This is a genomic window from Larkinella sp. VNQ87 (assembly GCF_049445795.1).
In the GTDB taxonomy this organism is placed as follows: Bacteria; Bacteroidota; Bacteroidia; order Cytophagales; family Spirosomataceae; genus Larkinella.
This window is the reverse complement of sequence record NZ_JBMSDT010000013.1, coordinates 65,668-79,189: the sequence shown is the minus strand read 5'-3', so window position 1 is coordinate 79,189 and position 13,522 is coordinate 65,668. Positions and strand designations below refer to the sequence as shown.

Below are 13,522 nucleotides of genomic sequence, written 5' to 3'. Positions count from 1 at the left end.
TTTCAAGACCAGCTTATGCGACCACTTGCTTACTTCCCGCCTTCTAGTTTGGCCAGATAGCGTCTGATATGCTTCAGGCTTTCGGCGGCCTGGCAGTTGACAATGCCCTCGTGGCCTGTTCCGGAAATTTTGACGTGTTCGCGGTTTTTGAAGAACCCGACCTGGTACTTCTCCTGAAAATCGTAGCCAATGTCTTCGGTCAGCTCGCTGCTGATAAACAGAACGGGTTTTTCAAAAAGATGCAGTTGAGTAGTGCAGTCAAAAGCAGCATCCTGGGCCTCCCCTAAAGCAATGGCGATGGTCGAAGCCGCCCCCGACCGATAATACGTCGCCTGGCAATCCAACCCCCGGTCGGTACTTTCCTTGTTGGCCTTGGCAAGGTCATAGACATAATCCGCCTGTGCGTGGTTATCCATTCCAATCAGTTGCTTTACCCAAAGGAACTGATTGATATCTTTCGCAAAAAAATTCAGACGGTTGATGGCGGATGGAGTATTTTTTTCAATTTCAGATGAAAAAGAGCCCGGCTCCAGTAAAATCAACCCTTTTACACGCTCAAGATGGGTGTTTGTGTACTGTACAGCAATTCGACCTCCGTAGGAATGTCCGACGAGAATAACCGGCTCATTCGGCGCGAAATGGTCAATAAGCTCTTCCAAGTCTTTAATGGACTTTTCCACGGTTAACTCACTCATTGGATGCCGACGCGATAGCCCACAGCCCCGATAGTCGTGGTAAATTACCTTATAATTGGCCGGTAACGACCAGCCTTCGACAGACTGGTTGAGCGCCAGCAGGGAGCGAAAGTCGTCGCCAGGACCACCTTCGAGCACAAACACCTTGGTTTTTTTGGCATCCCCGTAGGGCTGAACGTGCAGCCGGGTTTCGGACAACGCCACCGCCGGAATGGAAGAATCGTCATCGACCGTCCGCGCCACGAGGTTGCCCGGTTCGGCTGGGTCAAGGGTTTGACAGGCCGCCAGGGCCAGCAAGCCGATTAAATACGCTTTTTTCATCAGAATCGTTTGTTTACACCGAGGAGAAGATAGACAGGAGGAAGTAGTTGGTCGAGCGAGCCACTGGTTTGATAACCACCTTTCAGGCTCATTTCCAGGCTCTTGTGGCTGTTGAGCAAATAAAGCAGATTGACGCCTGCCCGGAGGTTAGTAGCCGTCTGGCGATACCAGCCGTCTTTGGCTTCGCGGAAAAACCGGTCATGAAAATCCGTCGAATGAGTGATGTGCGTAGCAAAAACCGGATTATAGGCCAGGTTCAGGCCCAGCCCAAACCGGTTGAAGAGCAAACCGGGATTCAGCTCGACCACCGCGCCGACCGCGTTGTAATTGCCCGCCTTGTTAGACGCTCCGATGCTCTGAATCGCCAGTTGGCTTGTGAGCAAAAACCGCCCCACGCTCCCCTGCCACGACCGGATGCCGATCTGCGACCGGCTGTTGTTCAGACCCGGCAGCGCCGTGTTTTGCGTAAATTCGACGAACGGAGCGGAGCGTAAACGCGGCAGGTGAAAACCGTACCGGAAATTGACGGTGACTACGCTGTAATCATAGCCCGCTTCAACCCCCACCAGATGTTTCTGCGTGGGAAGCGGAGGGGCGTACTGGCTCAGAGCAGGCAGACTGAGCAACAAGGCAACGCCCAGGGAAAAAAACTTTGCGGCCATTGGTAATTGATTGATTAGGCCACAAAATTCAGGGCTGCGGACATGCCAGTCGTCCGAATCTATACAGACAGACTAACTTTCCGCATTTCTTTCCGGTATTGCCCGGGCGATTGGCCAGTCGAATCCTTGAACGCCTTGTGAAAGGTGGATTTCGAATTGAACCCGGCTTCAAACGCCAGCGCCAGCAGGGTGTACCGGTCGTATTTCGGATCCAGCATCAGCGCTTTACACTCCTCAACCCGGTAGCTGTTGACGAAGTCATAAAAATTCTGCCCCAGTTCGTTGTTAATCAGCTCGGACAAAATGTTGGTTGTGGTGGCAAGATGAGCCGCTAGTTCGGGCAGGGTCAGATCACAATTGCGGTAGGCCTTTCCCACTTTCATGCTTTCAAAAAGTCGTTGTTTTAGCTGTTGTTTCCGGGCATCGGGTAAGCTGGCCGACCGCGGAATCCGCAAAACCGGCTCGTCGGGTAGTTCCGGCCCGATGGGCAGCGGAGCAAGAGGCTCTTCCTTCGGGAAAATCGCATTCTGGCGAACCGCATAATACCCCAGGGAAAAGAGAATGCCAATCAACAGCAACGGGGTGAAGGCTTGCAAAACCGGAAACGCGGGAATATAGTCGGGAAAAAGTTCGTGCAAATGGAAATTGGCCCAAAGCAGCCAAACCAGCAGCAACCCGTAATTCAACCGCCGAAGCCAGGCCAGGTTTCGTTTTTCCAGCGAACCCGAAAAGTAATTCTTAACGTGCCGCTGATGCCGATTCACCAGCCGGAAACTGAGCAGCAGATACCCCAAAAAATGCAGCAAGCTTAGACCGGCAATGTGATCATAATCGGTCGGCTGGTCGTTCATCAGCCGCGCCAGGTAATCCAGCTTCTGACTGTCGGAAGCCCTGTACAACGGAAGAAACTGTAAAAAGCATAACAAGGCCGGAAGGCCGTGCAACCACGCATAGGGCCGAAAGGAAGTCGACCCGTCGGTGAGCCTTTGGGTATAAAAATAATACGTGGTTCCCCAGCAAAATGACAAAGGCATGAGGACATCAATGAACTCAGGATGTGTTTGAAAATAGCCGCTGTATTCCAGAATGGTCTGTAATAACAAAATGGCAGCGATCAGAAAAAAACCGGCCAGCCAGCGATTGGCCTGCCAGTTGCCCTGTTTAACCGCGCCCAGCACCACGCCGAAAAAGAGCAGGTTCGCCATGCTGATGCTATATAAAATCTCCTTCATACCTTAGGGGCCAGGAACCGCGCGGATTCCCCGGCCATTGTCATTCGTAGTTGTTGCTGGTTAAAAATAGCCGATGCAATACCTTCGTAAAATCGTTTTATGACCAAAGGCGAATACGACGTTTTACCCGGAGCCGCCCGACTTTTCATGAAGCCAAAAACCGCCATCGTTGTCTTGGGCAATCCGGCCACGCCCGACGGTCGGCCCAGCCGAACCCAGCAAGCCCGCGTCGCGACCGCCGTCCGGCTTTATCAGCAGGGGCTGGGAAGTGTGATTGTGTGTTCGGGGGCAGCGGTTTACAACTCGTTCGTCGAAGCGGAAGTCATGGCCGACTACGCGGTTTCGCTGGGTGTGCCGCCGGAAGCGGTCATCCGGGAACCGACCGCCCGAAGTACCTACGACAATGCCGCCCGGGCGGGCGACTTGATGCGCCAGTTGGACATTCAGCAGGCCATCGTTGTGACCTCACCCGCGCATGTGGCCCGGGCGCGATATATTTTCAGCCATTATCTTACCGATTTTCAGGTGGTTAGTTGCGGACGGGATGCGTCCTGGGGGCGATTTTTGCTGCTCCATGCCTGGGAAGCCTGGCAGCGGTTCAGGCTCTGGCTCCGGCCCGACCACCGGTTGCCCGAAAAACCGTAACGGCTTAGTCGCAGGCGCAGTTGCAAGCCATTCTTGCCCGACCAGGTTTCAGCGTGAACGTACTGGTTTTCGTATTGACCGAGTAACTCAGCACGAGGGTAGTGTCGGAAAGCGCGGTGCCGGTGATGGCAATCGGAATGTTGCTAAAGCCCGCTCCGGTGAACCCATGATACGTTCCATTAACCTGAAAGGAACGGCTTAACGGGCCTGGTAACAAAACATATTCACAGCACATGCCGCTCAGGCGGTAGCCTCCTTGGTACGGCGCTAACTCGGCGCATCCTTCCGACCACACTTCGCTGGGCAACACCTCCGTTTTGGAGCGGCAGTTTCCCAGCAGACAAATCAATACTCCCAGTAAAACCGTCTTCCCGTTCATGTCGTTTTTTGAAAAAGAGGTAACAAGGAGATTCGTTTCGCCGGGAAATGGTTGGAATCACTTCATTTTCAATCGTCCAGCCACTGGTACATCACCAGCGCATCGACCAGGCCCAGTGTCTGGTGTTGATACGCCCTGGGCAACGTGCCGACGACCGAAAACCCGCAGCGTTTCCAAACCCGGATGGCCACCTCGTTCGTGCTGACCACAAAATTGAACTGTATGGCCCGAAACCCCAGCCGCCGGGCTTCCTCCTGCGAAAACCGGCACATCGCTTCGGCAATGCCGCGCCCCCGGGACTCGGGCTTGACCATGTACCCGGCATTGGCAACGTGCGACCCCAGACCGGGCTGGTTCTCTCTCAGAAAGAAGGTGCCGACTACCTCACCGTCGATTTCGCAGACGTACGAGTACTTCTGCGGATCGAACCAGATGGCCAGCATCGTCTCCCGCGACGAATCCGGTGCGAAAACCCACGTATCCCCGGACCGAATCACCCGGTGAATGATGTCCCAGAGTGCGTCGGCGTCTTTTTCTTCAATTCGGCGAAATACCATAGAACACAAAGCGTTAAGAACTCAAAAGTAGCGGGCGAAGCAGTAAGACATAAAAAGAAGCGCCCACTTTTTTTTGAACGGTTTCCGATCGGTAATCTCAACCTAACTCCTCTTTTTTACGGATGCGAACGTGCCTGATGGTTTTGTTGCTGTTGCCAATGCTGGCCCAAGGCCAAACCGCCCCTCCTTCCACGGATCAATTAGCCGAAAAAATCCGGACGATCGCCGAAACCGCCCGGGGTCGCGTAGGCGTCATGGCAACGGTCATCGAAACCGGGCAGTCGGTCAGTCTGAACCCGGATGGACACTTTCCGATGCAGAGCGTTTATAAATTCCCGATCGCGATGGCGGTTTTGCACCAGGTCGATCAGGGAAAACTCCGGCTTGATCAGAAAGTGAAAGTCGAAAAAAGCGACTTCGTTGGCCCGAAGCAACACAGCCCGATCCGCGACGCCCACCCGGAGGGCGTTGAACTGACTCTCGCGGAACTCCTGCGATTGATGGTCTCGGAAAGCGACGGCACCGCCTGCGACGTGCTGCTGGCGCAACTCGGCGGCCCTTACCCGGTGACGGAATACCTCCGCACCCTCAGCGTCAACGGCGTGATGGTCCGAACGACTGAAAAGGAAATGGGTGAAAATGAAGCTGTTCAATACCGCAACTGGGCCTCGCCCGAATCGATGGTGCGGCTGCTGACGGTTTTTCACGAAGGCAAAAAACTTTCCGAAGCCAGCACCGTCCTGCTCCGCCGGTGGCTGACCGAAACGCCTACCGGCCCGCATCGGCTAAAAGGATTACTCCCCGCAGGAACGGTTGTCGCCCATAAAACCGGCAGTTCGCGAACGTTCGACGGCTTCACCCGGGCCACCAACGATGTGGGTATCATTACGTTGCCAACCGGCCAGCACGCAGCCATTGCGGTTTTTGTGGCCGACTCCAAAGCCCCTGACGCCGACCGGGAAAACGTCATTGCGCAGGTTGCCCGGGTCGTGTGGGATGAATGGAGCGGATTGGCGGCTAAATGAGCCTTTACTTCCCGGCTCCCGTACCCGTAAACCGTCCAAATAACTCCGGCAGTTGGTAAACGCCCAGGGTGAAGACAATTCCCCAGAACAGAGCGCTCATCAGCATGTAACTGAAAATCATCGAACGACTCACCTTAAACGACACCGCCAGAATGGTGCCGCCGATGGGCGTCAGCAGCAGGGGCGTCAGGAAGGCAATGCCCGCCATGCCTGAGCGTTTCCAGACGCGAACGGCCAGCCGCGTCCGGGAACTAAACCGCCGGGGAGCCGGGCGCCGGAACCGATTCATTAGATTTCGCAAAATAGCCCCGGCGTAGGTGACCAGCACGACGCTCGCCATCATACCCACGACCGTAAACGCCCAGGTTTCCAGCCAGTTGAGACCCATCGCCACACCCGTAACCGGACCGCCGATGAACTTGACCATGCTGGCTACCAAAACCGATAAATACTTTGCGAATTCCATAGCGGGAACCAACCGGACTAAATTTCGTTAAAAATAACGGATTACCAACGAAATAGTTACGGCATGCCGGTTCTTCGCCACTCTTCTTTCCCCGGATCACCCCGTTACCAGCTCAACGGCCACCTGCAAACCATCATTCCGAGCATGACCCGCCGGGTCGAGGGTGTCGTTTATGAGCGGGAGCGGCTGACGCTGGCCGACGGCGATTTTGTGGACCTCGACTGGATCGACCGGCGCAGCGACCGACTCGTCATCCTGACGCACGGGCTGGAAGGCGACTCCAACCGGCATTACATCAAAGGAACGGCCAAACTATTTGCCCGGCACGGCTGGGATGTGCTGGCCTGGAACTGCCGCTCGTGCAGTGGCGAGATGAACCGAGCTTTCCGGCTGTATAATCATGGCGAAATCGGCGACCTCGGCGAAGTGATCGACCACGCGCTACGAACCAAACCGTACCGTAACCTGGTGCTGATCGGCTACAGCATGGGCGGCAACATTGCGCTGAAATACGCGGGCGTTCACGGCAAAACCGCCCCCGAAGTCCTGCGGAAAGTTGTGGCGGTTTCGTCGCCCACCGATTTGGGAGCCAGCGCCCGGCAGCTTGATTTGCCGCGAAACCGGTTTTACCGCAACCGGTTTATGAAAAAACTCATCATCAAACTGCAGCAGAAAGCCGACCGGTTTCCGGGCCAATTAGACATGACGCGCCTGCGGGACGTGCGGCTCTGGCGCGATTTCGACGACCGGTTTTCGGCCCCCGTCAACGGTTACCGCGACGCCGACGATTTTTACACCCAGGCGTCGGCCGTCAACTTCATGACGGGCATTGCGGTTCCGGCGCTGCTGGTCAACGCCCAGAATGACCCGCTGCTGTCGCCCGAATGCTCGCCCGCCGACCTGGCCGAGAAGCACCCGCTGATTTTCCTGGAAACCCCCAAAACCGGTGGACACGTCGGTTTTGCCGTTCGGGGCGACGAATTTACCTGGATCGAGCGCCGAGCGCTGGAGTTTGTCACCAACGTCGGATGATCCATCCATTTTCCGTGTATCTTTCGGACTAACTCTTTTCCTTGCCATGAACCTCGTTTACGCAGACGCCTATACCCTGAACCCCGGCGACCTGGACTGGACCCCGCTTACGTCTCTCGGCAGCGTTACCCTGCACGACCGCACCGCCCCCGACCAACTGATCGAGCGGCTGAAAGAAGCCGATATGGTGCTGGTGAATAAAATTAAAATGAACCGTGAGACGCTGGAGCAACTGCCCCGGCTGCGGTACATCGGCGTGACGGCCACGGGCTACGACATCATCGACACGAAAGCCGCCTGCGAACTGGACATAACCGTGACCAACGTCAAAGGCTACAGCACGGAGTCGGTCGCGCAGTTGACGTTTGCGTTGTTGCTCGAACTGGCGCAGCACGTCGGGCTGCACGCCGACAGCGTCCGGGCGGGCGACTGGGCGCGCAACCCGGATTTCTGTTACTGGAAAAAACCGCTGCTCGAACTGGCTGGCAAAACGCTTGGCCTGGTCGGTTTCGGCGACATTGGTCAACGCGTGGCCGACATTGGGCTTGCGTTTGGGATGACGGTTTTGGTCAACCGGCGGCACACCGACGAGCCGCCCCCGGTGGGCATTCGCTATGTCGATCAGGCGACGCTGTTTGCCGAAAGCGATGTCGTCTCGCTCCACTGCCCGGCGACTGCCGAAAACCGGGGCTTTGTCAACCGGGAGTTGCTGCATCAGATGAAACCGACGGCATTCCTGATCAACACCAGCCGGGGGGCGCTCATCAACGAAGCCGATCTGGCCGATGCGCTCAATCACGACCGGCTGGCCGGGGCGGGATTGGATGTGCTGACGACCGAACCGCCCGCGACAGACAATCCACTGTTTACGGCCAGAAACTGCCTGATTACGCCCCACCTGGCCTGGGCCAGTCGCGAAGCCCGCCAGCGACTTTTGCACGAAATCGTCGAAAACATCCGCGCCTATTTTGCCGGTCAGCCCCGAAATGTCGTGAATTGATCCGCCAATACCCCAAGTCTTTTCCGAAAAACGATTCGCCCCGCAACACCCTGTGGGGCTTTTGCGTATTAGGTGATATACCGTTCCATCAATTTTGGTAACAATTTAGCTGATTACCACACGCATCAACGTATCTTTCTACTTGCGTTTCTAACCGTTTTATCAATCCGTTTTCCATGCTCAAACCTTTTACAAGCTCCGATTATGAATGTGTTGCAGATTCGGCGGCTGCCGGATATTCCGGGCGCTCGATGGTTTCGGTTTTCCGGATGTAGTGTCCTCTTTTTTTTCAGCGTTTTGACCGCCGGTTTTGGCAAGCACATTTACGGCGGGGAACTCAGTTTACAGGCCACCGCCCGCACCAATTATTACACCCTGACATTGACGTTGTATCTGGATCAGGCCAATGCTACGCCCGACTCGTACGAACGCGATATTGATCTGCATATCTTCCGGAAAAGCGACCACGTCCGCGTCGGTACCGTCAATGTCCGGCAGGCGGGTTCCCAACAGGTTCGGTACGACAACCAGGCCTGCGCCAGCCTGCGCAACCTGAGTGTGCTGGCCATGAACTACAGCACCGAAATCTACCTGAATCCGACCACCTACAGCGACCCCGGCGGGTATTACGTCGTTTGGGAGCGGTGTTGCCGCAATGACGCCATCAGCAACATTCAGAATCCTGGCGGAGAAGGCATGGTTTTTTACATGGAATTTCCGGCCGTGGTTCGCAACGGCACCTCTTTCCTCAATTCTACGCCTAAATTCAACTTCCCGAATGGCGAATACATTTGCATCGGCAAGCCGTTTCAACTCCCTTTTGCGGCCACCGATGCCGATGGCGACCAACTCCGTTATTCCCTCGTAACCCCTTTGGCGGGCTATACCGACAATACGGGGCAGAACACCGTTGGCTCCGGCCGTTCGTATGCGACGTATCCGGATGTCATCTGGTTACCCGGTTTTAGCGCGACCAGCGCCATTCCGGGTAATCCGGCGTTGTCTATCGATGCCCAAACCGGCCTGCTGAGCGTAACGGCCAACCAGACGGGCCTGTTCATTTTTGCAGTTTTGTGTGAAGAATACCGCAACGGCGTCCGAATCGGGGCTGTTCGGCGCGAATTCCAGATGCCGGTCGTCGATTGTGGCCGGAACACGCCCCCTCCGCCGATCATCAGCTATAACGCGGTTGAGACCCTTGATCTGGCCTTTTGCGAAGGAGCTAGCGTCACGCTTTCCACGGAATCGGACCCGCAATGGTCGTATCAGTGGCAACGCAACGGCTCAAATATTCCGGGTGCCACAGCGGCCACCCTGACCGTCACCGAACCGGGCGATTACGCCGTGGTGAAGAGTTTTGCGACGGTGTGTGGGAACGATACGATTTCGAAAATCACGAAAGCGCGGGAAATGCCGCTTCCTACCGTTGCCATTACGCCCGACCGTGAACTGCCGCTTTGCGAGGGGCAATCGGTGGTGTTGTCTATCCAACCGGAAACCGGCGTTTCGTACCAATGGACCGCCAACGGGACAGCCTTGAAAGGTGTCAACGGCAATTCGCTGACCGTTACCGAAACCGGTACGTACGGCGTTCTGGCAACTTCGGAGCAGGAATGCACCAACCGGGATAGCCTGGCGGTGGTGGTTAATCCGAATCCGGAAGCAACCCTAACCAGTTCGGCAACAGCCATTTGTCAGGATGGCGCCGTTCGGCTGGATGCGACCGTGGGAACAGGTTACCGCTACGATTGGTCCTTTAATCAATCAAGGCTGGACAGCGGCACAACCGCATCGCGAGAGGTTGCGCAAGCCGGGACGTATCAGGTTCGCATTACCGACGGCAACGGCTGTCAGGGGCTGTCCAATGCCATAACCCTGACCATCATTCCCCGACCCGTGATGCAATTCGATTCACTGGCGCCGGTCTGCGTCAGCCAGGCCACCGGCATTCCGCTCGCGGCCAGTCCGGCGGGCGGAACGTTCGCGGGGCCGGGCGTCAACGGCAATCTGTTCGATCCATCCAAAGCCGGAGTCGGGTTACATACGATTACTTACACCTATACCAGCGCCGGAATCTGCCCGGTCACGGTTTCGCGGCAAATCCGGGTGGAGTCGCCGGCCGACATCCAGATGCCGGAGCGGGTCAGCGTGCTGCTGGGGAATTCGATCACCCTGAAACCGACGCTTCAGGGGCAGGCCATGACGTACCAGTGGACTCCACCGGACTACCTTTCCGATCCGGCCGTTGCCAACCCGGTATCGACGCCCCCGGTTTCGACGACCTACAAGCTGACGGTTAGTTCAGCGGGTGGCTGTCAGGCCGAGAAAAGCATTTTGGTCGACGTACTGAAGCAAATGTTTATGGCCGATGTATTCACCCCTAATGACGATGGCATCAACGACTCCTGGGAAATCCGTAATACCGAGCAGTTCCCGGATTGCGAGGTGACCATCTACAACCGCTGGGGTGAGGTGATTTTCTACTCGAAAGGGTACGAAAGTCCGTGGAACGGCACCTACCGCAACCAGAAAGTGCAAGCCGGAAATTATCAATACCGGATCAAAACCAACCAACCCCTCCTGCCCGAATACCGGGGCTCCCTGCTGGTAACATACTAACTCTGTAAGCCCGCAGGGCTTTTGTGAAAGAGAAGTAAATTAAATCTAGTTGTACTATAGAATTAAAATAAAATTGATGGTTTCCTGACAATTATTTTATACTTTTCGGAGTCGATAGCGGTTTGCGAGGTAGAATTTCGGTCGACGTTATGGATTAATCGATACGCTACTTACTCTTCCATCAGCATGACGGCATCAGGTTTAGGTGCGTTGCCCTCCAAATTACCGTGGGTTGGAACGACCATTTTCACGGTCATGTCCAAACTAGCGGCTGAAACCGGGGCTATCAATCTGTCGCAGGGCTTTCCGGGTTTTGATTGTTCACCGGAACTGGTGGGCCTCGTGGAACGGTATTTAAAAAGTGGATTTAACCAGTATGCGCCCATGACTGGCGTGCCTGCCTTACGGGAAGCTTTGGCCGAAAAAACCGGACAACTTTACAACATCCATTACCACCCCGAAACCGAAGTAACCGTTACTTCTGGCGCCACCGAAGCCTTGTTTGCCGCCGTGACGGCCGTGGTCCGGCCCGGCGATGAAGTACTTGTCTTCGAACCGGCCTACGACAGCTATGTTCCGGCCATTGAACTGAACGGTGGCATTCCGGTTTTTATCACGCTAACCCCACCGACCTACGCCATCGACTGGGAAGCTGTGCGCGGAAAAATCACCGACCGAACCCGGCTGATCCTCGTCAACACACCCCACAACCCGACGGGGCGCGTCTGGACCGCCGACGACCTTTCGCAACTGGCCGCACTGGTGCAGCACCGCGACATCTGGATCGTGAGCGACGAAGTGTACGAGCACATCCGGTTTGATGGCCGACCGCACCGGTCGCTGGCGACCCACCCGGTTTTGCAGGAGCGTACGTTCGTCTGCGGTTCCTTCGGCAAAACGTTTCATATTACCGGCTGGAAAGTCGGCTACTGCCTGGCCCCGAAGGAATTGACGACCGAATTTCGCAAGATTCACCAGTACCTGACCTTCAGCACCGTGACGCCGATTCAGCACGCGCTGGCCGACTACCTGCAAAACCCGGCGCATTACGAAACCCTGCCTGACTTCTACGAACGCAAACGGGATTTGTTTCTCGGAAGCATTCGGGGTTCACGGTTTCATTTCCAGCCGACGGAAGGTAGTTTTTTCCAGACGGTTTCCTACGAGGCCATGACCGATGAACCCGACTACGAGCTGGCCGTCCGGCTGACCCGCGAGATCGGCGTGGCTTCGATCCCGGTTTCGGTGTTTTACCACCAAAAAGACGATTACAAACGCTTGCGGTTCTGTTTTGCGAAAGACGACGAAACGCTGCTGCGGGCCGGTGAGCGATTGAGCCGGTTGTGAAGATGACCATTCCGGCTGCAACACTCCTCATCAAATAGGGGTCTTTAGCCACATGAGGGTCTTTCGGTCAGTCAATAGGTCGTAACGTTCATTAAGTCCAGAACGTTGAAACTGTTTTGGTGATTTTAAACGTTCTCTCGTGAAAATTGGGCGTAAGCGTAAAACCGACCCTTGAGCCCAACCGGCAGTATTCGCTGAAACTGTCAGTTCCGTTATGAAAACGATAAAAGCGTACGCATTTAACCCGTTTTTACCACCCATTACCGGTAACTTGTATGGAAGAGTTTACAAATCTGAACTGGATGGCGCTGGCCGTCCCTTTCTTTCTGTTTTTCATGGGGCTGGAATACCTCGTTTCCAAATGGCAGAAACGGGATTATTTTCGCTTCAATAACTCCGTCGCCAACATCAGTGTCGGCATCGCCGAACGGCTGCTCGACACCTTCACCGTCGGTGTTTTTTACTTTTTCTACGACTACATCCACCGCAATTACGCCCTATACGACCTGAAACCGGGGGTACTGGGCTGGGTGGCGCTGTTTCTGGCCACCGATTTTGTCTGGTACTGGTACCACCGGCTGGCGCATGAGATTAACCTGTTCTGGAGCGCCCACGTGGTGCATCACCAGAGCGAAGACTTCAACTACACGACTTCGGCGCGGATCACGGTTTTTCAAGCCCTCATTCGGACCGGTTTCTGGTCCATTCTGCCGTTCATCGGTTTTCCGGCCGGGATGATTAGCACCATGCTGATTCTGCACGGTTTGTACCCGTTCTTCATTCACACCCGCACGATTGGCAAGCTCGGCTGGCTCGAATACATTTTTGTCACGCCTTCGCACCACCGTGTCCATCACGCCAGCAACCCCGAGTATCTCGACAAAAACTACGGTGACGTGCTGATCATCTGGGATAAACTGTTCGGTACGTTTGTCGAGGAAAAAGAAGATGCGCAGGAGCTGGTTTACGGCCTGACCAAGCCCCTCGAAAGCCACAGCTTTTTGTGGCAGCAATTTCATTTTTTGATGGAACTGGCCGCTACGGTTCGGCAGACGCCCGGTTTTGTGGCAAAAATCAAGGTTCTGTTTGGCCGTCCGGACGACATTGACCCGGAAGTGCGGGATCATCTGGAACGCCGGTTTTTGTCGCGCTCGTCGGTTCATGCCACCAGCCGCCGGTTCCGGGGCTACGTCCTGGGCCAGCTCATCGGCATTCTGACCATTCTGTTCGTTTTTCTGCTGCTGGAAAACTATGTTTCCGTGTATCATCAGGTTCTGCTATCGCTGTTCATTCTGATTACACTCGTCAACTGCGGAGCCCTGCTCGAACAGCGGCAGTGGGTCTTTTACCTGGAAGTTACCCGGGTTACGTTGCTGATTCTGATGACCTTGCCGTACCTGCATAACCCGGTTTCACTGAGCGCATTCCTCATCGGTTTTCTGCTGCTATGGGTTTATTTTTCGAACCTGCAAAAGCGGTACCTGCAATTGGTGTACGGCACGGTGTGACCACCAAATGTCCTGAAAATTCCGTACTTTCGGG

Annotated in this window: 13 protein-coding genes; 7 read left to right on the top strand and 6 right to left on the bottom strand. The window is 55.3% G+C overall.

All coding sequences use genetic code 11. The features are described from left to right. Nucleotides 1-29: 29 nt before the first annotated feature. The 3 genes from ACO2Q8_RS21780 to ACO2Q8_RS21770 are packed head-to-tail and all read right to left on the bottom strand — an operon-like array spanning nucleotide 30 to nucleotide 2,910. On the bottom strand, nucleotides 30-1,016 hold the full coding sequence (locus ACO2Q8_RS21780) for an alpha/beta hydrolase (protein ID WP_423346977.1): 987 nt from the start codon (nucleotides 1,014-1,016) through the stop codon (nucleotides 30-32). Beyond that, nucleotides 1,016-1,678 carry a hypothetical protein gene (locus ACO2Q8_RS21775; protein ID WP_423346976.1) on the bottom strand — a complete coding sequence of 221 codons (663 nt, stop codon included), beginning with the start codon at nucleotides 1,676-1,678 and terminating at the stop codon, nucleotides 1,016-1,018. The genes ACO2Q8_RS21780 and ACO2Q8_RS21775 overlap by 1 nt, the downstream gene beginning before the upstream one ends. Before the next feature lie 59 nt (nucleotides 1,679-1,737). Next, the gene (locus tag ACO2Q8_RS21770) at nucleotides 1,738-2,910 is read right to left on the bottom strand and encodes a helix-turn-helix domain-containing protein (protein ID WP_423346975.1); all 1,173 of its coding nucleotides are present in this window, start codon (nucleotides 2,908-2,910) and stop codon (nucleotides 1,738-1,740) included. A 99-nt stretch (nucleotides 2,911-3,009) separates the two neighbouring features. Between ACO2Q8_RS21770 and ACO2Q8_RS21765 the strand changes: the two genes are divergently transcribed. Then, nucleotides 3,010-3,555 (top strand): YdcF family protein, encoded by a 546-nt coding sequence (locus ACO2Q8_RS21765; RefSeq protein WP_423346974.1) that lies wholly within the window; start codon nucleotides 3,010-3,012, stop codon nucleotides 3,553-3,555. Between the two features lie 4 nt (nucleotides 3,556-3,559). Here ACO2Q8_RS21765 and ACO2Q8_RS21760 read toward each other — a convergent pair whose 3' ends face one another. Then, complete coding sequence (locus tag ACO2Q8_RS21760; RefSeq protein WP_423346973.1) at nucleotides 3,560-3,934, bottom strand: hypothetical protein; 375 nt, start codon at nucleotides 3,932-3,934, stop codon at nucleotides 3,560-3,562. A 68-nt stretch (nucleotides 3,935-4,002) separates the two neighbouring features. Then, on the bottom strand, nucleotides 4,003-4,491 hold the full coding sequence (locus ACO2Q8_RS21755; RefSeq protein ID WP_423346972.1) for a GNAT family N-acetyltransferase: 489 nt from the start codon (nucleotides 4,489-4,491) through the stop codon (nucleotides 4,003-4,005). Between the two features lie 122 nt (nucleotides 4,492-4,613). Between ACO2Q8_RS21755 and bla the strand changes: the two genes are divergently transcribed. After that, complete coding sequence (gene bla / locus ACO2Q8_RS21750; protein WP_423346971.1) at nucleotides 4,614-5,516, top strand: class A beta-lactamase, subclass A2; 903 nt, start codon at nucleotides 4,614-4,616, stop codon at nucleotides 5,514-5,516. 4 nt (nucleotides 5,517-5,520) lie between these two features. Here the strand turns inward: bla and ACO2Q8_RS21745 are convergent, their stop codons facing one another. After that, nucleotides 5,521-5,982, bottom strand: coding sequence for a hypothetical protein (locus ACO2Q8_RS21745; protein ID WP_423346970.1), 462 nt, complete (start codon nucleotides 5,980-5,982; stop codon nucleotides 5,521-5,523). A gap of 63 nt (nucleotides 5,983-6,045) precedes the next feature. On the opposite strand from ACO2Q8_RS21745, the gene ACO2Q8_RS21740 reads away from it, so the two are divergent. The 5 genes from ACO2Q8_RS21740 to ACO2Q8_RS21720 all read left to right on the top strand — a co-directional run bounded on the left by ACO2Q8_RS21740 (nucleotide 6,046) and on the right by ACO2Q8_RS21720 (nucleotide 13,488). Then, on the top strand, nucleotides 6,046-7,014 hold the full coding sequence (locus ACO2Q8_RS21740) for a YheT family hydrolase (protein WP_423346969.1): 969 nt from the start codon (nucleotides 6,046-6,048) through the stop codon (nucleotides 7,012-7,014). Between the two features lie 46 nt (nucleotides 7,015-7,060). Further along, on the top strand, nucleotides 7,061-8,014 hold the full coding sequence (locus tag ACO2Q8_RS21735) for a D-2-hydroxyacid dehydrogenase (protein WP_423346968.1): 954 nt from the start codon (nucleotides 7,061-7,063) through the stop codon (nucleotides 8,012-8,014). Nucleotides 8,015-8,218: 204 nt separating this feature from the next. Next, entirely contained in the window at nucleotides 8,219-10,633 is a 2,415-nt protein-coding gene (locus ACO2Q8_RS21730) for a gliding motility-associated C-terminal domain-containing protein (RefSeq protein WP_423346967.1), read from the top strand. 186 nt (nucleotides 10,634-10,819) lie between these two features. Then, on the top strand, nucleotides 10,820-11,980 hold the full coding sequence (locus ACO2Q8_RS21725) for a methionine aminotransferase (RefSeq protein ID WP_423346966.1): 1,161 nt from the start codon (nucleotides 10,820-10,822) through the stop codon (nucleotides 11,978-11,980). Nucleotides 11,981-12,255: 275 nt separating this feature from the next. Next, the gene (locus tag ACO2Q8_RS21720; protein WP_423346965.1) at nucleotides 12,256-13,488 is read left to right on the top strand and encodes a sterol desaturase family protein; all 1,233 of its coding nucleotides are present in this window, start codon (nucleotides 12,256-12,258) and stop codon (nucleotides 13,486-13,488) included. Nucleotides 13,489-13,522 lie beyond the last annotated feature (34 nt).